The sequence below is a fragment of the Streptomyces sp. NPDC040432 genome, assembly GCF_055595445.1.
In genome coordinates, this window is record NZ_JBVIVP010000002.1 from 41,278 (window position 1) to 64,512 (window position 23,235).

At 72.5% G+C, this 23,235-nt stretch carries 21 protein-coding genes; 11 read left to right on the forward strand and 10 right to left on the reverse strand.

What is annotated here, in order from left to right:
• Nucleotides 1–97: 97 nt before the first annotated feature.
• Both ACZ58N_RS03885 and ACZ58N_RS03890 read right to left on the reverse strand, forming a co-directional pair.
• Nucleotides 98–736: a DUF6230 family protein gene (locus tag ACZ58N_RS03885; RefSeq protein WP_388901014.1), complete on the reverse strand. Its 639-nt coding sequence runs from the start codon at nt 734–736 to the stop codon at nt 98–100.
• Nucleotides 737–1,341: 605 nt separating this feature from the next.
• The gene (locus ACZ58N_RS03890; RefSeq protein WP_471155308.1) at nt 1,342–2,334 is read right to left on the reverse strand and encodes a tetratricopeptide repeat protein; all 993 of its coding nucleotides are present in this window, start codon (nt 2,332–2,334) and stop codon (nt 1,342–1,344) included.
• A 303-nt stretch (nt 2,335–2,637) separates the two neighbouring features.
• Here ACZ58N_RS03890 and ACZ58N_RS03895 point away from each other — a divergent pair, with 303 nt between their 5' ends.
• Nucleotides 2,638–3,276 (forward strand): TetR/AcrR family transcriptional regulator, encoded by a 639-nt coding sequence (locus tag ACZ58N_RS03895; protein WP_471155310.1) that lies wholly within the window; start codon nt 2,638–2,640, stop codon nt 3,274–3,276.
• A gap of 299 nt (nt 3,277–3,575) precedes the next feature.
• Here ACZ58N_RS03895 and ACZ58N_RS03900 read toward each other — a convergent pair whose 3' ends face one another.
• The 4 genes from ACZ58N_RS03900 to ACZ58N_RS03915 all read right to left on the reverse strand — a co-directional run bounded on the left by ACZ58N_RS03900 (nt 3,576) and on the right by ACZ58N_RS03915 (nt 7,601).
• Complete coding sequence (locus ACZ58N_RS03900; RefSeq protein WP_471155313.1) at nt 3,576–5,276, reverse strand: acyl-CoA mutase large subunit family protein; 1,701 nt, start codon at nt 5,274–5,276, stop codon at nt 3,576–3,578.
• 99 nt (nt 5,277–5,375) lie between these two features.
• Nucleotides 5,376–5,705, reverse strand: coding sequence for a DUF3817 domain-containing protein (locus tag ACZ58N_RS03905; protein WP_362876919.1), 330 nt, complete (start codon nt 5,703–5,705; stop codon nt 5,376–5,378).
• Between the two features lie 96 nt (nt 5,706–5,801).
• Nucleotides 5,802–6,311, reverse strand: coding sequence for a MarR family winged helix-turn-helix transcriptional regulator (locus tag ACZ58N_RS03910; RefSeq protein WP_471155316.1), 510 nt, complete (start codon nt 6,309–6,311; stop codon nt 5,802–5,804).
• Nucleotides 6,312–6,332: 21 nt separating this feature from the next.
• Nucleotides 6,333–7,601, reverse strand: coding sequence for an MFS transporter (locus tag ACZ58N_RS03915; RefSeq protein WP_471155318.1), 1,269 nt, complete (start codon nt 7,599–7,601; stop codon nt 6,333–6,335).
• Nucleotides 7,602–7,718: 117 nt separating this feature from the next.
• On the opposite strand from ACZ58N_RS03915, the gene ACZ58N_RS03920 reads away from it, so the two are divergent.
• Together ACZ58N_RS03920 and ACZ58N_RS03925 are read left to right on the forward strand one after the other, a co-directional pair.
• Entirely contained in the window at nt 7,719–8,714 is a 996-nt protein-coding gene (locus ACZ58N_RS03920) for an ArsR/SmtB family transcription factor (RefSeq protein WP_471155321.1), read from the forward strand.
• A 365-nt stretch (nt 8,715–9,079) separates the two neighbouring features.
• Entirely contained in the window at nt 9,080–10,099 is a 1,020-nt protein-coding gene (locus ACZ58N_RS03925) for a glycoside hydrolase family 6 protein (RefSeq protein WP_471155323.1), read from the forward strand.
• A gap of 86 nt (nt 10,100–10,185) precedes the next feature.
• Here ACZ58N_RS03925 and ACZ58N_RS03930 read toward each other — a convergent pair whose 3' ends face one another.
• Complete coding sequence (locus ACZ58N_RS03930; protein ID WP_355410677.1) at nt 10,186–10,482, reverse strand: MTH1187 family thiamine-binding protein; 297 nt, start codon at nt 10,480–10,482, stop codon at nt 10,186–10,188.
• Nucleotides 10,479–10,826: a DUF3817 domain-containing protein gene (locus ACZ58N_RS03935; RefSeq protein ID WP_471155326.1), complete on the reverse strand. Its 348-nt coding sequence runs from the start codon at nt 10,824–10,826 to the stop codon at nt 10,479–10,481. The genes ACZ58N_RS03930 and ACZ58N_RS03935 overlap by 4 nt, the downstream gene beginning before the upstream one ends.
• Nucleotides 10,827–10,977: 151 nt before the next feature.
• On the opposite strand from ACZ58N_RS03935, the gene ACZ58N_RS03940 reads away from it, so the two are divergent.
• The 5 genes from ACZ58N_RS03940 to ACZ58N_RS03960 all read left to right on the forward strand — a co-directional run bounded on the left by ACZ58N_RS03940 (nt 10,978) and on the right by ACZ58N_RS03960 (nt 14,353).
• Nucleotides 10,978–11,616, forward strand: coding sequence for an AIM24 family protein (locus ACZ58N_RS03940; RefSeq protein ID WP_471155328.1), 639 nt, complete (start codon nt 10,978–10,980; stop codon nt 11,614–11,616).
• A complete protein-coding gene (locus tag ACZ58N_RS03945) occupies nt 11,616–12,266 on the forward strand; it encodes an AIM24 family protein (protein ID WP_471155330.1) in 651 nt (216 codons plus the stop codon). The genes ACZ58N_RS03940 and ACZ58N_RS03945 overlap by 1 nt, the downstream gene beginning before the upstream one ends.
• 11 nt (nt 12,267–12,277) lie before the next feature.
• Entirely contained in the window at nt 12,278–13,081 is an 804-nt protein-coding gene (locus tag ACZ58N_RS03950) for an AIM24 family protein (protein WP_389706190.1), read from the forward strand.
• A gap of 85 nt (nt 13,082–13,166) precedes the next feature.
• On the forward strand, nt 13,167–13,643 hold the full coding sequence (locus ACZ58N_RS03955) for a MarR family winged helix-turn-helix transcriptional regulator (protein ID WP_471156520.1): 477 nt from the start codon (nt 13,167–13,169) through the stop codon (nt 13,641–13,643).
• Between the two features lie 122 nt (nt 13,644–13,765).
• Nucleotides 13,766–14,353 carry a PepSY domain-containing protein gene (locus ACZ58N_RS03960; protein WP_471155333.1) on the forward strand — a complete coding sequence of 196 codons (588 nt, stop codon included), beginning with the start codon at nt 13,766–13,768 and terminating at the stop codon, nt 14,351–14,353.
• An 88-nt stretch (nt 14,354–14,441) separates the two neighbouring features.
• Here ACZ58N_RS03960 and meaB read toward each other — a convergent pair whose 3' ends face one another.
• Complete coding sequence (gene meaB, locus ACZ58N_RS03965; protein ID WP_471155336.1) at nt 14,442–15,404, reverse strand: methylmalonyl Co-A mutase-associated GTPase MeaB; 963 nt, start codon at nt 15,402–15,404, stop codon at nt 14,442–14,444.
• 8 nt (nt 15,405–15,412) lie between these two features.
• Nucleotides 15,413–16,615, reverse strand: a complete 1,203-nt coding sequence (locus ACZ58N_RS03970; RefSeq protein WP_471155338.1) for an acetyl-CoA C-acetyltransferase — start codon at nt 16,613–16,615, stop codon at nt 15,413–15,415.
• A gap of 146 nt (nt 16,616–16,761) precedes the next feature.
• Here ACZ58N_RS03970 and mce point away from each other — a divergent pair, with 146 nt between their 5' ends.
• The 3 genes from mce to ACZ58N_RS03985 all read left to right on the forward strand — a co-directional run bounded on the left by mce (nt 16,762) and on the right by ACZ58N_RS03985 (nt 23,167).
• Nucleotides 16,762–17,205, forward strand: a complete 444-nt coding sequence (gene mce / locus ACZ58N_RS03975; protein WP_471155341.1) for a methylmalonyl-CoA epimerase — start codon at nt 16,762–16,764, stop codon at nt 17,203–17,205.
• Nucleotides 17,206–17,485: 280 nt separating this feature from the next.
• Nucleotides 17,486–22,021: a polarized growth protein Scy gene (gene scy / locus ACZ58N_RS03980; RefSeq protein ID WP_471155343.1), complete on the forward strand. Its 4,536-nt coding sequence runs from the start codon at nt 17,486–17,488 to the stop codon at nt 22,019–22,021.
• A gap of 207 nt (nt 22,022–22,228) precedes the next feature.
• The gene (locus ACZ58N_RS03985; protein WP_281209697.1) at nt 22,229–23,167 is read left to right on the forward strand and encodes a coiled-coil domain-containing protein; all 939 of its coding nucleotides are present in this window, start codon (nt 22,229–22,231) and stop codon (nt 23,165–23,167) included.
• Nucleotides 23,168–23,235 lie beyond the last annotated feature (68 nt).

Sequence of the window (23,235 nt, forward strand, 5' to 3'; positions counted from 1 at the left end):
TCCCTGGAAACGGTGGTACGGAGAACTATGTGGAGCCCGCGGGGGCGGGCGGCGACGGCTGCCGCCGTCCGCCCCCGCGGTCACGCACCGGGACCGACTACTTCTCGTCCTGGTAGCACGGCTGGTCGCCGCCGAGCAGGCGCAGCTTCAGGTCGGGCAGCTTGAAGGTGCCCGCCGTGGTCGCCCACGCCTTCTGCCGGACGTTCGACAGGACGGCCTTGTCCGCACGCTGGGAGAACGCGTACGGGCTGGTGACCGTACCGGCCTGCGGCTTGGTCTTGTGGCTCGGGTCACCGACCGCGACACCGATGTCAAGGTTCTTGAACTCGGCGTCGGTGTCGAGCTCCGCCACATCCAGGTAGATGTTCTCGGCGACGGCCGGCTTGCCCTTGTGGCCGGTCCTCAGCTGCAGGGTGACGTTGCCCAGCGGCGTCGGGGTGACCAGGGACTGGCACATGTTGGTGATCTCGGCGTGACTGAAGCCCGAGATGGTGACCGGGTGCTTCTGCGGGTTGCCCTTGAGGTCGTGCCCCTCGGCGATGCCGCCGTACTGGATGAGGTTGTCACCGTCGAGCTTGTCGGCCGAGACCTTGAAGTCCTGGCCGGAGACGCTGAAGGACGCCGCGAGGGCGCCCTGCGCCAGACCCACACCGACCGCGGCCGTGGCCGCGATGCTCGGCACCATGACGAGCGCGAAGCGCTTCCATCTGGTCCCGCCACGAACCTGAGAATTCATTTCGTTCCTCCTTCTCGGACGTACATCTCCGGTCCGGGCCGTGCCCGTCCTGGGATGGGAGAAGTGCTACGTCCTCGGGAAGGAGCGCAGGCGGCCGAGCCGCGGCGCAGCCGCGTCCGATACACCGGCGTTCACCCCCGAGCGACAACCACTGGGCCACGCGTTCGCGCAACCTGGAGGACAGGCCCTGCCGGTGCGGCAGGGACCCCCCTGTCCACGGCCGGTGGCATTGCCACCGGTCGGCTCGGTGGGGACCCTCCACCGCGGCTCCGGGTGAGCGGCGCTGCGGGAAGGACCGAGCGTCGCCGATCGTGGTGCATTCCCGGCCGGGGCACAAGGGGGTTCGTTACTGGCGGGTAACGGGTGGATAACCGGAGTGAGGCCCGGCGCTGTCGGGTGGGCACACAGGGTGTCACCCAAGGCCACGACAGATCGGTGGAATAGCGAACCATCCGGACAGTTCACGGGGTTCGACTTACTACGAGTAACAGCGGCCGCGATTACCAAGTTTTGGCAAAGCGCGGCCGCTGTTTATCTACGTGTCAACAAATCGCCGTCGGCCCCCGGGTACCTCCGGGCGTCCTCCGGCCAGGCCCGGACCGGCCCTAGAAGAGCACCCGCGCGAGCGCGGTGCGGGCCGCCGACACCCGCGGGTCGTCCGCACCGATCACCTCGAAGAGCTCAAGGAGCCGGACGCGGACGGCGTCCCGGTCGTCACCGAAAGTCACCTTGACGGTATCCACGAGACGGCCGAAGGCGTCGCCCACGTGGCCGCCCGCCAGGTCCAGGTCGGCGGCGTCCATCTGCGCGGCCGGGTCCTTCGGGTTCTCGGCCGCCGCGGCGCGCACCGCCTGCGGGTCCATGCCCCCGACGCGGGTCAGCAGCGCGGCCTGGGCCAGACCCAGCTTCGCCTCGGTGTTGGACGGGTCCTGCGCGAGCACGTCCTGGTACGCCCGCACCGCGCCGTCGAAGTCACCGGCGTCCAGCGCGCCGACGGCCGCCTCCAGCAGCGCGTCGTACGGGCCGACCGGCGCGGGGGCCTCGGCCGCGGCCGGGGCACCGTCCGCGTCGGGGTCGACCTGGAGGCCGATGAGACCGAAGCGCTCCTCGGCGACCTGGACCAGCTGGGCCAGGGTCTCGCGGATCTGCTGCTCGGGGGCGAGGCCCTGGAACAGCGGCAGCACCTGGCCCGCGACCACGGCGAAGACGGCCGGGATGCCCTGGATGCCGAACTGCTGCATCAACGTCTGGTTGGCCTCGACGTCGACCTTGGCCAGGACGAGACGGCCGTTCGCCTCGACGGTCAGCCGCTCCAGGAGCGGGCTGAGCTGCTTGCACGGCTCGCACCACTCGGCCCAGAAGTCGAGGACGACCGGGACCTCGTTGGACAGCTGGATGACATCGCTCTCGAAGCCGGCCTCGGTGACGTCGAGGACGAGGGCGGACGGCGGTACGGCGCCGCCGGGGGCGCTGCCCGCGCCGCCGCCCTGCCGGGCCGCGTCCGCGCGCGCCTGCTCGGCCTTCGCCTTGGCTTCGCCGGCCGCCTTCACCGCGGCGAGGTCGACGACGCCGCTCATGGACATGTTTCTGGGCTGCATGCGTACATCCTCCCCCGAGTGCGCGCGCCGACGAAAAAGATCCCGAAAGATCGTCGTGAAATGCGGTCGAACCGCGGTACGCCCCGCCGCGCGCGGCCGTCGTCAACGACCGCCGTGCCGAACCGTCGTACCGATCTGCTGGGCGGCGCCGGGTCCCCACCCGGCACCAGTAGCTCTTCGCGTGGTTGTCGCTCTTACGCTACGAGCCGTAGCGTAACTCGCCGGAGCCCCCGGCGCCCCGTGATCTGAACCACACCGAACGGGCCCCCGATGGTTCCCCTACTGACGGGTATGGTCTCGGCCATGCGCAACCCCTGCCCCGGCTCCAGCTCCCCGCACGGCCGTACCGGCCGGCCCCGCAGCGCGGCGGCGGACGCCGCGATCCTCGCGGCGACGCGGGACGCGCTGGTCGACCTGGGCTGGTCGAAGTTGACGATGGGCGACGTGTCGGCCCGCGCGGGCGTGGCCAAGACCACCCTGTACCGGCGCTGGGCGGGCAAGAACGAGCTGGTCGTGGACGCGGTCGCGGAACTCTTCGACTCGCTGGAACTCCCCGACCGCGGTTCCCTCGAAGCCGACATCGAGCACGTGGTGCTCCAGTTCGCACAGCTGCTGCGCCGCCCCGAGGCCCGTACCGCGCTGATGGCGGTCGTGGCCGAGTCCACCCGGGACGAGGCCCTGCGCGACCGGATCCGCTCGGCGATCGTGGACCGGCAGAAACGTCTCGTCGTACTGGGTCGCGAACGGGCTCAGGCCCGCGGGGAACTCCCCCACGAGGAGGACGAGTCCGTCACCGCCCACAGCACGGACCTGATCTTCGACGTGATCGCCGGCACGGTGGTCCACCGGGCGCTGGTGAGCGCCGAACCGGTCGACGAGCTCTGGGTGTCCACCTTCACCGCCCTGCTGATGCACGGCCTCCAGGGCGCCGAACAGCCCTGAGCCGACGACGGACCGCCCCGGCGGCGGCCCGCGGGGCCCTCCCCCTCACGGCCCACCGCCCCCGGAAACGAAAGGGCCGGCCGCGGCGCCACTTGGGCCTGTCGTCGAAGTCCCGTCGTCGCCCGGAGGGCGGCCTCGCGGTGTCCGGTGCGTGCTCCCGGCGTGCCGGGCGGAAGCCCGCGTACTGGACGTACTCGGGCTTTCGCCCGGTGCGGCGGGAGTGCGTGCCGGACACCGCAAGGCAGACGGGAGTTCGACGACAGGTCCTAGGGCGCCACGACCGGCCCGTCGGGCCGGGATCAGAAGCCGGGCGGCTCGGTGTAGGTGCCCCACTCGTCGCGGAGCACGTTGCAGATCTCGCCCATCGTCGCCTCGGCGCGCACCGCGTCCAGCATGGCCGGGATCATGTTCGTGCCGGCTCGGGCGGCCTCCAGCATGGCGTTCAGCGAGTCGGTCACCCTGGCGTCGTCGCGGCGGGCCTTGCGCTCGGCCAGCTCGCGCACCTGGACGGTCTCCACCTCGTGGCTGACGCGGAGGATCTCCAGGTCGCCGGTGACCGAACCGTGGTGCACGTTGACGCCGACGACCCGCTTGTCGCCCTTCTCCAGGGACCGCTGGTACTGGAAGGCCGATTCGGCGATCTCCCCGGTGAACCAGCCGTCCTCGATGCCGCGCAGGATGCCCGAGGTGATCGGCCCGATGGGGTGCTGCCCGTCCGGGTGGGCGCGCAGGCCGCGCTCCTTGATCTGCTCGAAGATCTTCTCGGCGTCCGCCTCGATGCGGTCGGTGAGCTGTTCGACGTACCAGGAACCGCCCAGCGGGTCGGCCACGTTGGCCACGCCGGTCTCCTCCATCAGCACCTGCTGCGTGCGCAGGGCGATCTCGGCGGCCTGCTCGCTCGGCAGCGCGAGGGTCTCGTCGAGGGCGTTGGTGTGCAGGGAGTTGGTGCCTCCGAGCACGGCCGCGAGGGCCTCGACGGCGGTGCGCACGACGTTGTTGTACGGCTGCTGCGCGGTGAGGGAGACACCGGCGGTCTGGGTGTGGAAGCGCAGCCACATGGTCTTGTCGGACTTGGCTCCGTAGACCTCCTTCATCCAGCGGGCCCAGATGCGGCGGGCGGCGCGGAACTTGGCGATCTCCTCGAAGAAGTCGAGGTGCGCGTCGAAGAAGAAGGACAGGCCGGAGGCGAAGTGGTCGACGTCCAGACCGCGGGAGAGCCCGAGCTCCACGTACCCGAAGCCGTCGGCCAGGGTGTAGGCGAGCTCCTGGGCGGCCGTCGCCCCGGCCTCGCGGATGTGGTAGCCGGAGACGGACAGCGGCTTGTAGGCCGGGATGCCGTTCGCGCAGTACTCCATGAGGTCGCCGATGAGGCGCAGGTGCGGCTCGGGTTCGAAGAGCCACTCCTTCTGGGCGATGTACTCCTTGAAGATGTCGGTCTGCAGGGTGCCGTTGAGCACGGCCGGGTCGACGCCCTGCCGCTCGGCGGCGACGAGGTACATGCAGAAGGCCGGGACGGCCGGTCCGCTGATGGTCATCGAGGTGGTGACGTCGCCGAGCGGGATGTCCTTGAACAGGACCTCCATGTCGGCGGCGGAGTCGATGGCGACGCCGCAGTGCCCGACCTCGCCCAGGGCCCGGGGGTCGTCCGAGTCCCGGCCCATGAGGGTGGGCATGTCGAAGGCGACGGAGAGACCGCCGCCGCCGGCGGCCAGGATCATCTTGTAGCGCTCGTTCGTCTGCTCGGCGTTGCCGAATCCGGCGAACTGCCGGATGGTCCAGGTCCGGCCGCGGTAGCCGGTGGCGTGCAGACCTCGGGTGAAGGGGTACTCCCCCGGCCAGCCGATGCGCTCGAACCCCTCGTACGAGTCACCGGGCCGGGGACCGTAGACGGGGTCGACGTCATCTCCGGAGAGCGTCGTGAAATCGGCCTCGCGCTTGCGGGCCTTGTCGTACCGGGCCTGCCAGCGGCGGCGGCCCTCCTCGATGACGTCAGCGTCCATACCCACGAATTTACTAGGACGTCCTAGTAAATGTCGATGGGAAACCCCCGGGGAGTCCCCCGGGGGTTGGATTCCTCCGAGCCCGGACCGGGCCGCGTACTAGGCCTTCGCGGTCGCGGGAGCGTCGACGAGCAGCGGCTCGACCTCGGCGCGGACCTTGCGCTCGACGAAGAACGCGACGAGCGGGATCGTGCCGCTCACCAGCACCCACAGCAGCTTGCCGAACGGCCACCGCGCCTTGGAGCCCAGGTCGAAGGCGAAGACCAGGTAGATCATGAAGAGCACGCCGTGTGCCTGGGAGACCGCGAAGGTCAGGTCGGCACCGGTGTCGAAGCCGTACTTGGCCACCATGCAGGCGCAGAGGATCAGGAGCATGACCGCGGTCACGTAGGCCATGACGCGGTAGCGGGTCAGCACGCTTCGTTTCATGCCGACGAGCCTAACCGTCCGTTTTGCTCGATCTTGACGCGGGCCCCGGCTCCGGGAGGAGCGGCCGGGGCCCGGTGCGGACCGGCCCGGGTGCGGTTACGCCTCGTCGAAGTCGGCCGCTGCCACGCGCAGCGGCCGGAGCAGTGCGAAGATCTCCGCGCACTCCTCCGCGTCGTAGGCGCCGAGCCCGAACTCGATCTCCATCAGGTCCTTCGTCGCGGCCTCGACGACCTCACGGCCCTTCTCCGTGATGGAGGCGAGCGTGCCGCGACCGTCGTGCGGGTTGGGGCGCTTGGCCACCAGCCCGGCCGCCATCAGCCGGTCCACGGTGTTCGTCACCGAGGTCGGGTGGACCATCAGCCGCTCGCCGATCTTCGACATCGTCAGCTCGCCGGCCTGGGAGAAGGTGAGGAGCACGAGCGCCTCGTAGCGGGCGAAGGTCAGCCCGTACGGCTTCACCACCGCGTCGACCTCACCGAGCAGGATCTGGTGCGCGCGCATGATGGAGGTGATCGCTGCCATCGACGGCACCGGCCCCCAACGCCGCTGCCAGAGTTCGTCGGCGCGGGCGATGGGGTCGAAGGGGAGACTGAGCGGCTTCGGCATCCACCAGACCCTACCGGGCGGTCATTTGACGGCCCGCCCCGTCTCACCCCTCGGCCGCCCGGTGGCGCGCAGCGCCGCGAGGAGCGGGAGGACGACGGCCGCCCCGAGGAGCGCGGCGCCGGTGACGACCGCGTGCACCGGGAGGAACTCGGCCGCCAGGCCGGCCAGGGCCATGCCGACGCCCTGGCAGGTCATCATCCCGGTGGAGAGCAGGGTCATCGCCCGGCCGCGGACCTCGTCGGGGACGGCGTCGACGAACATCCGGTCGAGGCCGAGCGTGTAGGCGTGGGCCAGCCCGGTCAGGAGCAGCGCCCCGAGGACGACGGGTGCGGCGGGCCGGACCGCGTAGAGGAGGAGCGGCAGCGGGGCGAGGGCGGCCAGCGGTGCCACGATCCGCGAACGCATTCGGGCGGTGAGCGCCGAGCCCGCCCACACCTCGCCCGCGACGACGCCGACGGGCAGCGCGCACATGAGGAGCCCGAGGGTGACGGTGCCGGCGCCGATGCCCTCGACGTACGGGGTCAGCAGCGCCTCCGGTACGACGACGAAGACGGGCGGCAGCCAGAACAGCAGGGTGAGCGCGCGCAGCCGACGGTCCCCGAACAGCACGCGCAGTCCGCCGGCCGGGGCGGCGCCGGCGGCCGGGGCGCGGGCGGGCCGGGCCCGCGTACCGAGGCGCAGCAGCAGCGCGGAGGCCAGGAACCCGGCGGCCGTCAGGGCGATGGCCGTGCGCGGCGCGAGGACGGTGAGCAGCAGTCCACCGACGCCGAACCCGACCAGTTGGGCGCTCTGGGAGACCATGCGCAGCAGGGACCGACCGAGGACGAAGGCCTCGCCGGAGCCGAGGATGTCGGCGAGGGAGGCGCTGCGCGCGCCCTGGAAGAGCGGTGCGACGAAGGCCATGGCACAGCGCAGGACGAGCAGCCCGGCGACGGGCGTTCCCGGCGCCACCATGGCGGCTGCGCAGGCGGCGCACAGCAGGTCGCAGCCGACGAGCAGACGGCGGGCGGGCAGCCGGTCCGCGAGTCCGGCGAGGAGGGTGCCGCCGAGGGCGTACGGCAGGAAGCCGAGGGCGAAGGTGAGGGCGCTCATCAGGGGTGAGCCGGTGGCGCGGTAGACGAGGACGGTGAGGGCGATCTCGGCGACGACGACGCCGAGCAGGGACAGCAGGTGCGCGGTGAAGACCGTGCGGAACTCCCGGACCCGGAAGACCTCCCGGTAGCCCGGGCCCCGGGGGGCGGGAGGACCCGGGGCGGGGGCGCCGTCCGGGTCGAGGGACGTGGTTGTCATGGCCGTCAGCCTGACGGGGGCCCTAGGCTGGCCCCAGTGATTCGCCCCTGGCCGAATCCACGGGTCGGCCGGGCCCTGTCGGATCGTCGGGGTCGGGTGGTTCGGGAGGGCGGGTCGATGGGGTTCCACTACCGCTTCGGGGCGGCCGACCTGCTCCGCTGCCGGTTCGCGATCTCGCCGCGCTGGGAGACCCAGGAGGCGGTGCGGGTCCTGCTGCGGCCGGGCCGCCGGATGTACCACCTGCCGTGGCTGAGCCGGATCCGGGACGCCGCGGCGGGGCTGGACCTGCGACCGCTGTGGCTGCTGATGCCGCGTGCGGGGCACCACCCGGACCTGCTGAGCCCGCCGCCGCCGGGCCCCTCGGTGACCTTCGAGGAGGAGATGGCCAGGGTCCGGGCGGCCGACCCGGAGGCGGCCCGGGAGGACCTGCGCCGGTCGCTGGCCTGTACCCCGGGCGCGTCGGAGAGCGACATCGGCCGGCGGATGCTGGCCGACCCCGCGCGCGCCGTGCGGGAGCTCGCCGATCTGACGGAGGCGGCCTGGCACGCGCTGGTCGCCCCGCACTGGCCGCGGTTGCGGGCCCTGTTGGAGGCGGACATCCTGTTCCACTCCCGGCGGCTGGCGGCGGGCGGGCTGGAGAGCCTGTTCGACGGTCTGCACCCCGACCTGCGGTGGGACGGCGGGAGTTCCACCCTGACCATCGAGCGGCCCGGTCACCACGACCGGGAGGCCGGCGGTCAGGGGTTGCTGCTGATGCCGAGCGCGTTCGTGTGGCCGGACGTGGTCGGCGGCTACGACCCGCCCTGGCAGCCGACGCTGGTGTACCCGGCGCGCGGCATCGGCGGACTGTGGACGGCCTCCGACGGTCCGACCCCGCGGGCGCTGGCCGGGCTGTTGGGGCGCCGCCGCGCGGACGTGCTGTGCGCGTTGCACGAACCCGCCTCGACGCAGGCCCTGGCGCTGCGGCTCGGGCTGGCCCCTTCGACGGTGTCGGCGCACCTCAAGGCACTCCGGGACGCGGGCCTGCTGATCCCCTCCCGCCACGGCCACCAGGTCCTCTACGAACGCACCCCGCTGGCCATGGCCCTGGCCGGGGGCGCCACCGGCGGGTAGCCGCCACCCCCTCGCCCGGGGGCACCACCGCCGGGTGACCGCCACCACCTGGCGCGGAAGCGCCCCCGCCGGGTGACCGGCGCCCCCGGCCCTGGGGCGACACCGCCGGTGACCGCCACCCCCGGCCCGGGGGGCGCCACCGCCGAGTGACGGCCACCCCCTCCGCCTTGGGGCGCCCCGACCCGCTCCGCCCGACACCCCATCCGTCGCCCCGACGCCCGGTGGTGCGTGCCACCGACCCGGATCGGGTCCGCGGTGTCGTGCGGGAGGGACGGATGTCCCTTATGTCACGATGGCCCGGTCCGCCGGGGCGCCGGTCCGCCGAGGCCCCCACGCCCTGTCGCCCCTTCCCCCCGAGGAGCCGGATGTCCGTCGCCGTCCGACGTCGCCCCGCCACCGCCCTCGGGCTCGTCCTGCTCCTCGCGACCGCCGCCGGTTGCGGCTCCGGCCCCGGCCCCGGCTCCGTGCCCGCCGACGGGCTGCCCGGCGCGGCGGGCGCGGCCGCCGAGTCGCCGTTCTGGGTCGATCCGCGGAGCGCCGCCGCCCGACAGGTCACCGATTGGGAGGCGCGGGGGCGCAACAGCGACGCCCAGGTCCTGCGCAGGATCTCCGACCGTCCGCTGGCCCTGTGGGTGCCGGCCGGGAATCCGGCCCCGGAGATCCGCCGGGCCCGCGCGGGCGCGAAGGCGACGGGGCGGACCCTGGTCCTCGTCGCGCACAACATCCCGCACCGCGGCTGCGGCCCCGCCGCGGCGGGCGGCGCCCCGGACGCCCGTGCCTACCGCGCCTGGACCGGCGCCCTCGCCGACGCCGTCGGGGAGGGGAAGGCGCTCGTCGTGCTGGAGCCGGAGGCCGTCCCGCACCTGGTCGTCGGCTGCACCCGCGCCGAACACCGGGCCGAGCGCTACGCGCTGCTCGCCGAGGCCGTCGACCGGCTCAAGCGGAACAAGAACACCAAGGTCTACCTGGACGCCGGGAACCCGGCGTGGATCCCGCACCCGGCGGACCTCGTCGAACCCCTGAAGAAGGCGGGCATCGCCCGCGCCGACGGTTTCGCCCTGAACGTCTCCGGCTTCCAGCCCGACGCCCCGAGCCGCGAGTACGGGGCCAGGCTCTCCAAGGCCGTCGGCGGCAAGCACTTCGTCATCGACACCGGCCGCAACGGCGCGGGACCCCTGCCCGGGGACCGGAACCAGGCCTGGTGCAACCCGCCCGGCCGGGCCCTGGGCACACCGCCGAGCGACCGGACGGGCCACCCCCTCGTCGACGCGTACCTGTGGGTCAAACGGCCGGGCGAGTCCGACGGCACCTGCCGCGGCGGCCCGCGGGCCGGCGCGTGGTGGGCCGACTACGCGCTCGGCCTGGCCCGCCGCGCCCGGGACTGAGCCCGCGGCGATCACGCGCCCGACACGGAGGTGCCCCCCGGCCGGAGCCGGGGGGCACCTCGCGGTTCACGGGCCTACGGCGGCGCTCAGCCCTCCGCGAGGTGCCGTTCCACGGTCTCCACCTTGGAGGTCATGCCGTCGCTGACCCCGGGCCTGATGTCGGCCTTGAGGATGAAGGAGACCCGGGGCGCCCGCGCCTCCACGGCGGCCACCGCGCGCTTGACGACGTCCATGACCTCGTCCCACTCGCCCTCAACGGTCGTGAACATCGCGTCGGTCCGGTTCGGCAGCCCGGACTCGCGCACGACGCGGACCGCGTCGGCGACGTACTCCCCGACCTCCTCGCCGACTCCCAGCGGCGTCACCGAGAACGCGATGATCATGCCTGGGCCGCCTCACGGGCGACGCGGGCGGCCACGACGCTGTCGGCCTCGTCGCGCTTGAGCAGCTTGTCGCCGTAGAGGCCGCCGAAGGGCAGCACCGCGAGCAGGAAGAACAGGGCGACCTTCTTGACCGGCCACTTCGCCTTGTTCCAGACGTCGAGCAGGAAGACCGCGTAGATCACGAACAGGAAGCCGTGCAGGATGCCGAGCGGCATCATCAGGAAGTCGATGTCCGAGACCCGGCTCAGCAGCGAGCCGAAGATCAGCAGGGCCGGGAACGACAGGGCCTCCGGGACGGAGATGAGGCGCAGTCGGTGCAGGGCGGAAGCGGTCTTGATGTCCACGTGGAACCTTCGGGGCTGACGGCCGGGGGTCCGTCCCAGTGTCTCAGCCGCTCCCGAAGATCTTTCCCCGGGTCCCGGGCGGGATCGAGTGTGGCGCATATCGGCCACAGGGCCCTGTTCCGCCCAGCCCGCTGCGGATACCTTCTTTCCCGTGGCTCAGTTCCGACTCCAAGGCAGCAAGGTGCTCGCCGTCGACCTGACCGGTGACGCCGTGAAAGCGAAGAACGGCGCCATGGTCGCGTACGACGGCCAGATGGCCTTCAAGAAGATGACCGGCGGTGGCGAAGGCCTCCGCGGCATGGTGACCCGCCGGTTGACCGGCGAACAGATGACGGTGATGGAGGTGCAGGGGCACGGCACCTGCTTCTTCGCCGACCGCGCGAGCGAGATCAACCTCGTGGAGCTGCGCGGCGAGAAGCTCTACGTGGAGTCCAGCAACCTGCTGTGCGCCGACGCGGGCCTGCGCACCGGCACCTCGTTCACCGGGTTGCGGGGCGCGTCGACGGGCAACGGGCTCTTCACCACGACCGTCGAGGGCTCGGGCCGGGCGGCGATCATGTCCGACGGTCCGGCGGTGGTGCTCCGCGTCAGCGCCCAGTACCCGCTCTCGGTGGACCCCGGCGCGTACGTCGCGCACACCGGCGACCTCCGGCAGTCGTTCCAGTCCGGGGTGAACTTCCGCACCCTGATCGGCGAGGGCTCGGGCGAGGCGTTCCAGATCCGCTTCGAGGGTGAGGGCCTGGTCTACGTGCAGCCCAGCGAGCGCAACACCGTCGGGGGCGACGTCTGATGCCGTTCCGTGAGATCAATTCGAAGATGGTCGAGGCCCAGGTGGTGCCGGGCCAGAAGATGTACAGCCAGCGCGGCGCGATGCTCGCCTACCGCGGCGAGGTCTCCTTCACCCCCAGCCTGACCGGTGGCCAGGGCGGCGTGATGGGCATGATCGGCCGTCGGGTGGCGAACGAGCAGACCCCGATGATGGAGGTCGAGGGCAGCGGCACCGTGATGTTCGGTCACGGCGGCCACCACATCCAGGTGATCAACCTGTCCGGCGAGACCCTCCACGTGGAGGCCGACCGGCTCCTCGCCTTCGACGGCACGCTCCAGCAGGGCACCATGTTCATGGGCTCGCAGGGCGGGGTCATGGGCATGGTGCGCGGCCAGGTGACCGGCCAGGGCCTGTTCACCACCACCCTCAAGGGCCACGGTGCGGTCGCCGTGATGGCCCACGGCGGGGTCATCGAGCTCCCCATCACCCCGAACCGTCCGATCCACGTCGACCCGCAGGCGTACGTGGCCCACCACGGGGACGTCAGGAACAAGCTCTCCACCGCGCTGGGCTGGCGCGACATGGTGGGGCGCGGCTCGGGCGAGGCGTTCCAACTGGAGCTGTCCGGTCAGGGCGCGGTGTACGTACAGGCCTCGGAGGAGAAGCTGTGAACTTTGGTCCCGTGACCGGTGGGCCCGGCGGGCCGACGGTCTTCGACCCGTACACCCTGCCCTCCGACGACAACGTGAACCCGTACACCTTCTGCGTGGAACTCAAGGGGAGCCAGTGGTTCCTGCAGAAGGGCAAGATGATCTCGTACTACGGGAACATCGAGTTCAACGGGATCGGCCACGGTCGATTCGACCGGCTGCTGCGCACGAGCTTCCACTCCCCGCTGCACGCGAGCGACTGGGTGGTGGCCGAGGGGCAGGGCAAGATGCTACTCGCCGACCGGGCCTTCGACGTGAACTCGTTCGACCTGGACAACGGCAACCTGACGATCCGTTCGGGGAACCTGCTGGCCTACCAGCCCACCCTGGCGCTGAAGCAGTCGATCGTCCCGGGTTTCCTGACGCTGATCGGAACCGGGAAGTTCGTGGCCGCGTCCAACGGACCGGTGGTGTTCATGGAGCCGCCGCTGCGTGTGGACCCGCAGGCGCTGGTGGGCTGGGCCGACTGCCCCTCCCCGTGCCACCACTACGACCACGGCTACATGTCGGGCGTGATGGGCGGTCTCCGCTCGCTGACGGGCATCGGGGGCGCGTCGGGCGAGGAGCACCAATTCGAATTCGTAGGGGCGGGAACGGTGCTGTTGCAGTCCTCGGAGATGCTGATGGCGGAGCAGGCGGTCGGCGCGGTCGGCGCCGGCGCGGCCGGTGGCAACGCGCAGGGCGTTCCGGGCGCGGGCCAGGGTCCACTCGGCCAGGTCGGCGTGCCCCGCATGCCGGGACAGCTGGGTGATCTGCAGCGGCGCTTCGGCCTGTGACCTGCCACGGATCTCCGGCCATCCGCAGATCTTCCGATTTTTGTACGTAATTCAACTTCTTAGGTAGAGTTCATTCATGGAGACCATGGAGACCGATACGGCCACCCGCTGGCTTACCGATGCCGAACAGTGCGCCTGGCGCACCCACCTGGACGTCAGCCGACTACTGATGCACCAGTTGGAGAAGGATCTCCAGCCCTTCGGACTCACCAACAACGACTACGAGATCCTCGTGAACCTCTCGGAGTCGGAGAACCACCGGATGCGGATGAGCGACCTCGCCACCGCGACGCTGCAGTCCAAGAGCCGGCTGTCCCACCAGATCACCCGAATGGAGGCGGCCGGTCTGGTCCGCCGGGAGAACTGCGAGTCCGACCGCCGCGGCCTGTACGCGGTCCTGACGGACGAGGGCCTGGAGACCATGCGCAAGGTCGCCCCGCACCACGTGGCGTCCGTGCGGGAGCACTTCATCGACCTGCTGTCCCCGACGTCGCTGACGGCCCTGCGCGAATCCCTGGGCCCGGTGGCGGAACACCTCCGGGACAACCGCGGCAAGATCTGAGTCGCGCGGGATCTCCGACGCGCCGTACCCGGGGGGCGGCCGGACAATGGGCGGTAATCGCTCACAGCCGGCCGTCCGCCGAGCGACAGTAGGCGCCCGGCCGGCCCGAGGAGGTCCAGCCCATGAAGCGCAACCTGTACGTTTCCGCGGCCGCGTCCGTCGTCCTGGTGGCCGGAGGTCCGGTGGCAGCCGCCTCGGCGGCGACCGCCGGACCGCAGGCGTCATCGAGAACCGCTCCCGCGTCCGCCGTCGCACGGGTGGACGTGGACGCGGGCGGAGCGGCGGCGGCGGCCCTCAAGCACTTCCCCGGCGTCGTCGAGTCCCTCGACAAGGACGGCTCCGTCTGGCACGTCAACGTGATCGGCAAGGACGGCGTCACCAACTCCGAGCTGGAGGTCTCCACGGCCGGCGCGGTCACGGAACGCAACAAGGACCGGGACGACAACGCGGCGGAGAACGCCCGTCTGGTCGGAGCGAAGATCACCGCCGCGGCGGCGATGAAGGCGGCCCTCGCCGCGCACCCGGGCACGGTCGTGTCGGTCGACTGGGACGACGATGACGACAACGGCTCCGCGCCGCACTGGAACATCGAGGTCAGGGCCGCCGACGGCAAGACGTCGAACTACGACGTGAGCGCCACGGACGGCAAGGTCACCGTGTCCTCGGACGACGGCGACGACGACAACAGCAACGACAACGACAACAATTGAGGTCCGCCCGCGGAGCCCCTGCGGCCCGTACGTGACGGCGGGGCGGCCCGGGGCGCGCGATGGCGCCCCGGCCCGCCCCGAGGGGTTCTCAGGCCTCCGTCAGGCTGTCGAGCAGCGCGTCGGAGGCCGCGTACGGGTCCAGCTCGCCCTGCGCCACCCGTCGCGCGAGCGCGTCGAGCCGGGCGTCGCCGCGCAGGTCGGCGAGACGGGCCCGCAGTGCGGTGATCGCGATCGTCTCGACCTCCCGGGCGGCCCGGGCGGCCCGGCGCTCGGCCAGCACGCCCCGCTCGTCCATCCACGCGCGGTGCTTCTCCAGCGCCTCGACCAGTTCGTCGATGCCCTGGCCGCGGGCGGCGACCGTCTTGACGATCGGAGGCCGCCAGTCGTCCCGGCCGCGGGCCTCGCCCAGGCCCAGCATGTGGTTCAGCTCCCGGGCCGTCGCGTCCGCGCCGTCCCGGTCGGCCTTGTTCACCACGTACACGTCGCCGATCTCCAGGATCCCGGCCTTGGCGGCCTGGATCCCGTCGCCCATGCCCGGCGCCAGCAGCACCACGGAGGTGTCGGCCTGCGAGGCGATCTCCACCTCCGACTGCCCGACCCCGACCGTCTCGACCAGGATCACCTCGCAGCCGGCCGCGTCGAGCACCCGGATCGCCTGCGGGGCCGCCCAGGCCAGCCCGCCCAGGTGTCCCCGGGTGGCCATGGAGCGGATGTACACGCCCGGATCGCCCGCGTGGTCCGACATCCGGACCCGGTCGCCGAGGAGCGCCCCGCCCGAGAAGGGCGACGACGGGTCCACGGCGAGCACCCCGACCCGCTTGCCGGCCTTGCGGTAGGCCGACACGAGGGCCGAGGTCGACGTCGACTTGCCGACGCCGGGCGAACCGGTCAGGCCGATCACGTACGCTCCGCCGGTCAGCGGGGCCAGGGCGGCCATCACCTCGCGCAGGTGCGGCGACGCCCCCTCGACCAGTGAGATCAGCCGGGCCACCGCCCGCGGCCGGCCCTCGCGGGCCTGCGCGACCAGCGCGGGGACGTCCACCGTCGTCATACGGCCACCTACGCCTTCGGAACGCGGATCACGAGGGCGTCGCCCTGACCGCCGCCGCCGCACAGCGCGGCCGCGCCGACGCCGCCGCCGCGGCGCTTGAGCTCCAGGGCCAGGTGCAGGACGACGCGGGCACCGGACATGCCGATCGGGTGGCCCAGGGCAATGGCGCCGCCGTTGACGTTCACCTTTTCCGGGGTCACGCCGAGGTCCTTCATTGACTGCACGGCGACCGCCGCGAAGGCCTCGTTGATCTCGATCAGGTCCAGGTCGGCGACCTCCAGGCCCTCCTTCTTCAGGGCGTGCGCGATCGCGTTCGAGGGCTGCGACTGGAGCGAGTTGTCCGGGCCGGCCACGTTGCCGTGGGCGCCGATCTCGGCGATCCACTCCAGGCCGAGCTCCTCCGCCTTCGCCCTGCTCATCACGACCACGGCGGCCGCACCGTCGCTGATCTGCGAGGAGGTGCCCGCGGTGATGGTGCCGTCCTTCGCGAAGGCCGGGCGCAGCTTGCCGAGCGACTCCGCCGTGGTCTCGGGGCGGATGCCCTCGTCGGCGGAGAACAGCACCGGGTCGCCCTTGCGCTGCGGGATCTCCACCGGGGTGATCTCGGCCTCGAAGACGCCGTTCTTCTGCGCGGCGGCGGCCCGCTGGTGCGAGGCGGCGGCGAACTCGTCCTGCGGGGCGCGCTCGATGCCCAGGCGGGTGTTGTGCTTCTCCGTGGACTCGCCCATGGCGATGTTCTCGAAGGCGTCGGTGAGGCCGTCGTAGGCCATCGCGTCGAGCATCTCGATGGCGCCGTACTTGAAGCCCTCGCGGGACTTCGGCAGCAGGTGCGGGGCGTTGGTCATCGACTCCTGGCCGCCCGCGACCACGACGTCGAACTCACCGGCGCGGATGAGCTGGTCCGCGAGCGCGATGGCGTCCAGGCCCGAGAGGCAGACCTTGTTGATGGTGAGCGCCGGGACGTTCATCGGAATGCCCGCCTTGACGGCGGCCTGGCGGGCGGGGATCTGGCCCGCGCCGGCCTGGAGCACCTGGCCCATGATCACGTACTGGACCTGGTCGCCGGAGATCCCGGCCCGTTCCAGCGCGGACTTGATGGCGAAACCGCCGAGGTCGGCTCCCGAGAAGGACTTCAGCGAGCCGAGGAGGCGTCCCATGGGCGTGCGGGCCCCGGCGACGATCACGGAAGTGGTGCTGTTCGATCCGGACATGAGGCGGATCCCCTTTCAACAAGGGAAGCTGAGGAGTGAACGAGGGTTTACCTGAATGTACTGAGCGGTACCCGCGCAGTCACCGGGCAGTCGGTGTGATCGCTGGCACGTTGCGTGACCACCCTCCTCGGCGGTGAAGTGTTCCCATGCTGACAAGAATCGACCACATCGGGATCGCCTGCTTCGACCTGGACAAGACCGTCGAGTTCTACCGTGCCACGTACGGCTTCGAGGTGTTCCACACCGAGGTCAACGAGGAGCAGGGCGTCCGCGAGGCCATGCTCAAGATCAACGAGACGTCCGACGGCGGCGCCTCCTACCTCCAGCTGCTGGAGCCGACCCGCGAGGACTCGGCCGTCGGCAAGTGGCTCGCCAAGAACGGCGAGGGCGTCCACCACATCGCCTTCGGCACCGCCGACGTCGACGGCGACGCCGAGGCCATCCGCGGCAAGGGCGTCCGCGTCCTGTACGACGAGCCCCGCATCGGGTCCATGGGTTCCCGGATCACCTTCCTGCACCCGAAGGACTGTCACGGCGTCCTCACCGAACTCGTCACCTCCAAGCCCGAGGACCCGGCCGCCTCCCACTGACCCGAAGAGCAGGACGAACACCGCGAACCTCGCATTCGGTGCCGCCCTCGGGATCCCCTCCGGTGCCCGGGGGCGCGCGCCTCATCGAGAGCGCACTGATGTCCCGATTCCCCGGCCGGTAGAGTGGCCATGGCTCGGCCGGGGTTCGGTGCGGAGACGGGGTCGGGGCCTGTGACCCCTGCCCCGGTATCTGACACCATTCCCCGGGGGCGTCGTTCAGCGGGCGAGCGATGCTCATGTGGAAATGAGCTTGCGACCAGGGGACGGATGGGACCGCGCTGTGCGGGGCTACGAAAGCCAGGAGAGCCACCAGGCCGAGGCCGACCACCTCTCGCGCTTCGAGGCCGAGATGGAGCGGCTGAAGAAGGAGCGCGGGAAGGCCGTCCAGCACGCTGAAGACCTGGGGTACCAGGTCGAGGTGCTGCGCGCCAAGCTCCATGAGGTACGCCGCAATCTCGCGTCCCGCCCTGCCTACGACGGCGCGGACATGGGCTATCAGGCGGAGCAACTGCTCCGCAACGCCCAGATCCAGGCCGACCAGATGCGCTCCGACGCCGAGCGCGAGCTGCGCGACGCCCGGGCGCAGACCCAGCGGATCCTCCAGGAGCACGCCGAGCACCAGGCGCGCCTGCAGGCCGAACTGCACTCGGAGGCCGTCAACCGCCGCCAGCGGCTGGACCAGGAACTCAACGAGCGCCGCCAGACCGTCGAGGCGCACGTCAACGAGAACGTCGCCTGGGCCGAGCAGCTGCGCGCCCGTACGGAGTCCCAGGCCCGCCGGCTCATGGACGAGTCCCGCGCCGAGGCCGATCAGGCGCTGAACGCCGCCCGAGCCGAGGCCGCCCGGACCGTCGAGGAGGCCCGCCGGCGGCTCGCCGCCGACACCGAGACCGCCCGCGGCGAGGCCGAGTCCACGCTGCTGCGCGCCCGCAAGGAGGCCGAGCGGCTGCTGGCCGCCGCCTCCGCCCAGGCCCAGGAGGCCACCGAGCACGCGGAGCGGCTGCGGAGCAGCACCAGCGCCGAGGCCGAGCAGACCCGGCAGCAGACCATGGACCTCGGTCGGGTCGCCGAGGCCCGCGTCCAGGAGGCCGACGGGACGCTGCGCACGGCCCGCGCCGAGGCCGAGACCCTGCTCTCGGACGCCAAGGAGAGCGCCGCCCGGCAGCTGGCCTCGGTCGAGTCCGTCAACGAGCAGCGGACCCGGACCGCCAAGGAGCAGGTCGCCCGGCTGGTCGGCGAGGCCACCAAGGAGGCCGAGGCCCTCAAGGCGGAGGCCGAGCAGGCCCTGGCCGACGCCCGCGCGGAGGCGGAGCGGCTGCGCACCGAGGCCGGCGAGCAGGCCCGTACGGCCGCCGCCGAGGACACCGCGGCGCAGCTGGCGAAGGCCGCGCGCACCGCGGAGGACGTACTGAACAAGGCCTCCGAGGACGCCCGGGCCACCACCCGCGCCGCGTCCGAGGAGGCCGAACGGATCCGCCGCGAGGCGGAGTCCGAGGCGGAGCGCCTGCGCGCCCAGGCGGCGACCACGGCCGACGAGCTCAAGGGCGCCGCCAAGGACGACACCGAGGAGTACCGGGCCCGCACGGTCGAGCTCCAGGAGGAGGCCCGCCGGCTGCGCGGCGAGGCCGAACAGCTGCGCGCGGAGGCCGTCGCCGAGGGCGAGCGGATCCGCGGCGAGGCCCGCCGCGAGGCGGTCCAGCAGATCGAGGAGGCGGCCCGTACCGCCGAGGAGCTCCTCGGCAAGGCCAAGGCCGACGCGGACGAGCTGCGCGGCGGGGCGACCGCCGAGAGCGAGCGGGTGCGCTCCGAGGCCGTGGAGCGGGCCACCACCCTGCGCCGGCAGGCCGAGGAGACCCTGGACCGCACCCGCGCCGAGGCCGAGCGGGTGCGCTCCGAAGCCGAGGAGCAGGCGCAGGCCGTGGCCGCCGAGGCGGACGCGGCGGCCCGGGCCCGGCGCGAGGAGACGGAGCAGGCACTCGCCGCGAAGCGCGAGGAGGCCGACGCGGAGCTGGTCCGGCTCCACACGGACGCCGAGGCCCGCCTCACGACGGCCGAGCAGACGCTGCGCGACTCCCGCGCGGCGGCGGAGGCCGTCCGCAAGGAGACCACCGAGGAGAACGACCGGCTGCGCGCCGAGTCGGCGGAGCGGATCCGTACCCTCCAGGCCCAGTCCCAGGCGGAGGCCGACCAGCTGCGCACCGACGCGGCGGACGACGCCGCGCGGGTCCGCGCGGAGGCCGAGCAGGTCTCCGTACGGCTGCGCGGCGAGGCCGAGGCGGAGGCGGAGCGGCTGCGCACCGAGGCGCAGGAGACCGCGGACCGGCTGCGCGCCGAGGCCAAGGCCGCTGCCGAGCGGGTCGCGGCGGAGGCCGCCGAGGCCCTGTCGGCCGCCCAGGAGGAGGCCGCGCGGCGGCGCCGGGAGGCCGAGGAGACCCTGTCGGCGGCCAGGACGGACGCCGGCAACGAGCGGGCGCAGGCCCGCGAACAGAGCGAGGAACTCCTCGCGCAGGCCCGCAAGCGCTCCGAGGAGGCCACCGCGGAGGCGGTCTGGCTGACCGAGGAGGCCGAGCGGCGCGCGTCCGAGGTGGTCGCGGCGGCCGAGGCCACCGCCCAGCAGGTGCGCGACGCCGTGGCCGGGCTGCACGAGCAGGCCGAGGAGGAGATCGCCGGACTGCGCAGCGCCGCCGAGCACGCGGCGGAGCGTACGCGCACGGAGGCGGAGGAGGAGTCGGACCGGGTCCGCGCCGACGCCCGCGCGGAACGCGAGCGCGCGGCCGCGGACGCGGCCCGCGTCCGCGACGAGGCCCGGGTCGAGACGGACGCGGCGAAGGCCTTGGCGGAGCGCACGGTCGGCGACGCGATCGCCGAGTCCGAGCAACTGCGCGCCGACACGGCGGAGTACGCGCAGCGGCTGCGCACCGAGGCGACGGACGCCCTGGCGGCGTCGGAGCGCGACGCGGCGCGCACCCGGGCGGACGCCCGGGACGACGCGAACCGGATCCGCGGCGAGGCGGCGGAGTCCCTGGAGACCTCGCGCGCCGAGGGCGGCCTGATCGTCGCCGAGGCGACGGCGGAGGCCGAACGCATCACCGCGGAGACCGCGGCGGCGAACGCCCTCACCGTCGGTGAGGCCGCGGCGGAGGCCGAGCGGCTGACCGCGGAGGCGCTGTCGGCGGCGGACGCGACCCGTGCCGAGGCGGCGGGCACCCTGGACGAGGCCCGGACGGAGGCCGGCCGGCTGCGCACCGAAGCCGCCGAGCAGGCGGATCGGCTGGTGTCCGGGGCGGCGGCGGAGGCCGAGCGCCTCACGGAGGAGACCCGCGCGGCCAACGAGGCGACCGTCGCCGAGGCCGGCGCGAAGGCGGAACGGCTCACCGCGCAGGCTGCGGAGACGCTCGCCGCGGCCGAGCGGGACTCGACGCGGATCCTGGTCGACGCGCGCGCCGAGGGCGACCGGCTGGTCGAGGAGACCCGCGCGGCGAACGAGGCGACCGTCGGCGAAGCCGCCGCGGAGGCGGAGCGGCTGCTCGCCGAGGCGGCGAACACCCTGGCCGAGGCGCGCGGCGAGGGCGGCCGGATCATCGGCGAGGCCACCGCGGAGGCCGACCGCGTCACGGTCGCGGCGAACGAGACGCTGGCCGCGGCCGAGCGGGACGCCGAGCAGACGCTCGACGAGGCCCGCACGGAGGCCGGCCGGCTGCGCACCGACGCCGCCGAACAGGCGGACCGGCTCATCACCGAGGCCGTCTCCGAGTCGGAGAAGCTCACCGAGCAGACCCGCAAGGACAACGAGCGCACGGTCGGCGAGGCCCGCGACGAGGCCGAGCGGTTGCGCGCGGAGGCGGCGCAGTCGCTGTCCTCGGCGCAGGAGCACGCGACCCGTACCCGGTCGGAGGCCGAGCGGGTCAAGGCGCAGGCGGCGTCCGAGGCCGAGCGCACCCGCGCCCAGGCCCGTACGGAGTCCGAGCGGCTGCTGGACGAGGCCCGGGAGGCGGCCAACAAGCGGCGCAGCGAGGCCGCGGAGCAGGTCGACCGGCTCATCACGGAGGCCTCGGCGGAGGCGGACAAGCTCACCGCCGACGCCGGCCGGCAGGCCCTGGCCGCCACCACGGCGGCCGAGGAGCAGGCCGACGCGATGGTCGACGCCGCGCGCAAGGAGGCCGAGCGGATCACGGCGGAGGCGACCGTCGAGGGCAACTCCACGGTGGAGAAGGCTCGTACGGACGCGGACGAGCTGTTGGTCGGTGCGCGCACGGACGCGGCCGCCATAAGGGAGCGGGCGGAGGAGCTGCGTTCGCGGGTCGAGTCCGAGGTCGAGGAGCTGCACGAGCGGGCCCGTCGGGAGTCGTCGGAGCAGATGAAGTCCGCCGGTGAGCGCGTGGACAAGCTGGTGCGGGCGGCGACCGAGCAGAGCGTCGAGGCCGAGACGAAGGCCAAGGCCCTGGTGTCGGACGCGAGCAGCGAAGCCGGCAAGGTCCGGATCGCGGCGGTGCGCAAGGCGGAGGCGCTGCTCAAGGAGGCCGAGACGAAGAAGGCCGAACTGGTGCGGATCGCCGAGGCGGCGCTGTCGGAGGCCCGCGCGGAGGCCGAGCGCCTGGTCGACGAGGGCCGGCGGGAGTTGGAGGTCCTGGTGCGCAGGCGCGAGGACATTCAGGCGGAGATCTCCCGTGTCCAGGACGTTCTTGAGGCGTTGGAATCATTCGAGGCACCTTCGGGTGGCGGAAAGCCCCTGTTGGGCGGCCAGGGCACGGGGGGCGTGAAGGCCGGCGCAACAGCGGGTTCCACTCGTTCGGGTGGCAAGACATCCGAGGGGTAGTCGGAACTCATGATGTGTGCTGCCGATGTGTGCTCCTGATGAAGGTTCAGGCGGACGAGTGACCAGCATTCCGTCGCCTTGCCACTCAAAAGGGGTGTCATTGTCCAGGGCAAACACGGATTGACTCGATGACACGCCGCCCGGGCGCCTAGGATTCCCCTTAACACCTCACGTAGCACCTCATTGGTCTCATTCGACAGGAACCCCATGAGCGACTCTCACTCCCCCTTCGGCTTCGAGCTCGTGCGGCGTGGTTACGACCGCGGTCAGGTGGACGACCGCATTACCAAGCTGGTCTCCGACCGCGACAGCGCCCTAGGACGTATCAACTCTCTGGAAAAGCGGATCGAGGAGCTGCACCTCGAAACGCAGAACGCCCAGGCCCAGGTGAGCGACGCCGAGCCGTCGTACGCCGGCCTCGGCGCCCGGGTCGAGAAGATCCTGCGGCTGGCCGAGGAGGAGGCGAAGGACCTGCGCGAGGAGGCCCGTCGCGCTGCCGAGCAGCACCGGGAGCTGGCGGAGTCGGCGGCCCAGCAGGTGCGCAACGACGCCGAGTCGTTCGCGTCGGACCGCAAGTCGAAGGCGGAGGACGAGGGCGTCCGCATCGTCGAGAAGGCCAAGGGTGACGCGTCGACCCTGCGTGCGGAGGCGCAGAAGGACGCGGCCTCCAAGCGCGAGGAGGCCGACGCGCTGTTCGAGGAGACCCGCGCCAAGGCCGCCCAGGCCGCCGCGGACTTCGAGACCAACCTGGCCAAGCGGCGCGAGCAGTCCGAGCGCGACCTGGCCTCGCGTCAGCAGAAGGCCGAGAAGCGCCTCGCCGAGATCGAGCACCGCGCCGAGCAGCTCCGCCTGGAGGCCGAGAAGCTCCGTACGGACGCCGAGCGCCGCGCCCGCCAGACCGTGGAGACCGCGCAGCGCCAGGCCGAGGACATCGTCGCCGACGCCAACGCCAAGGCCGACCGGATCCGCAGCGAGTCCGAGCGCGAGCTGGCGGCGCTCACCAACCGTCGCGACTCCATCAACGCGCAGCTGACCAACGTCCGCGAGATGCTGGCGACGTTGACGGGCGCGGCCGTGGCGGCCGCGGGCACCCCGATCGACGACGAGCCGGTGACCCGTGGCGTTCCGGCGCAGCAGAGCCGCTAGGGCATCCTCCCGAAGGCCGTTGCCGCGCGCCGGTAGCGAAACTGTGGGTCCGTGGGCCGTATGTCACC

Bases quoted from the DNA above. Each gene is read 5' to 3' on its own strand.
- ACZ58N_RS03885 (WP_388901014.1), bottom strand. From the start codon at position 736: ATGAATTCTCAGGTTCGTGGCGGGACCAGATGGAAGCGCTTCGCGCTC.
- ACZ58N_RS03890 (WP_471155308.1), bottom strand. From the start codon at position 2,334: ATGCAGCCCAGAAACATGTCCATGAGCGGCGTCGTCGACCTCGCCGCG.
- ACZ58N_RS03895 (WP_471155310.1), top strand. From the start codon at position 2,638: ATGCGCAACCCCTGCCCCGGCTCCAGCTCCCCGCACGGCCGTACCGGC.
- ACZ58N_RS03900 (WP_471155313.1), bottom strand. From the start codon at position 5,276: ATGGACGCTGACGTCATCGAGGAGGGCCGCCGCCGCTGGCAGGCCCGG.
- ACZ58N_RS03905 (WP_362876919.1), bottom strand. From the start codon at position 5,705: ATGAAACGAAGCGTGCTGACCCGCTACCGCGTCATGGCCTACGTGACC.
- ACZ58N_RS03910 (WP_471155316.1), bottom strand. From the start codon at position 6,311: ATGCCGAAGCCGCTCAGTCTCCCCTTCGACCCCATCGCCCGCGCCGAC.
- ACZ58N_RS03915 (WP_471155318.1), bottom strand. From the start codon at position 7,601: ATGACAACCACGTCCCTCGACCCGGACGGCGCCCCCGCCCCGGGTCCT.
- ACZ58N_RS03920 (WP_471155321.1), top strand. From the start codon at position 7,719: ATGGGGTTCCACTACCGCTTCGGGGCGGCCGACCTGCTCCGCTGCCGG.
- ACZ58N_RS03925 (WP_471155323.1), top strand. From the start codon at position 9,080: ATGTCCGTCGCCGTCCGACGTCGCCCCGCCACCGCCCTCGGGCTCGTC.
- ACZ58N_RS03930 (WP_355410677.1), bottom strand. From the start codon at position 10,482: ATGATCATCGCGTTCTCGGTGACGCCGCTGGGAGTCGGCGAGGAGGTC.
- ACZ58N_RS03945 (WP_471155330.1), top strand. From the start codon at position 11,616: ATGCCGTTCCGTGAGATCAATTCGAAGATGGTCGAGGCCCAGGTGGTG.
- ACZ58N_RS03955 (WP_471156520.1), top strand. From the start codon at position 13,167: ATGGAGACCGATACGGCCACCCGCTGGCTTACCGATGCCGAACAGTGC.
- ACZ58N_RS03960 (WP_471155333.1), top strand. From the start codon at position 13,766: ATGAAGCGCAACCTGTACGTTTCCGCGGCCGCGTCCGTCGTCCTGGTG.
- meaB (WP_471155336.1), bottom strand. From the start codon at position 15,404: ATGACGACGGTGGACGTCCCCGCGCTGGTCGCGCAGGCCCGCGAGGGC.
- ACZ58N_RS03970 (WP_471155338.1), bottom strand. From the start codon at position 16,615: ATGTCCGGATCGAACAGCACCACTTCCGTGATCGTCGCCGGGGCCCGC.
- mce (WP_471155341.1), top strand. From the start codon at position 16,762: ATGCTGACAAGAATCGACCACATCGGGATCGCCTGCTTCGACCTGGAC.
- ACZ58N_RS03985 (WP_281209697.1), top strand. From the start codon at position 22,229: ATGAGCGACTCTCACTCCCCCTTCGGCTTCGAGCTCGTGCGGCGTGGT.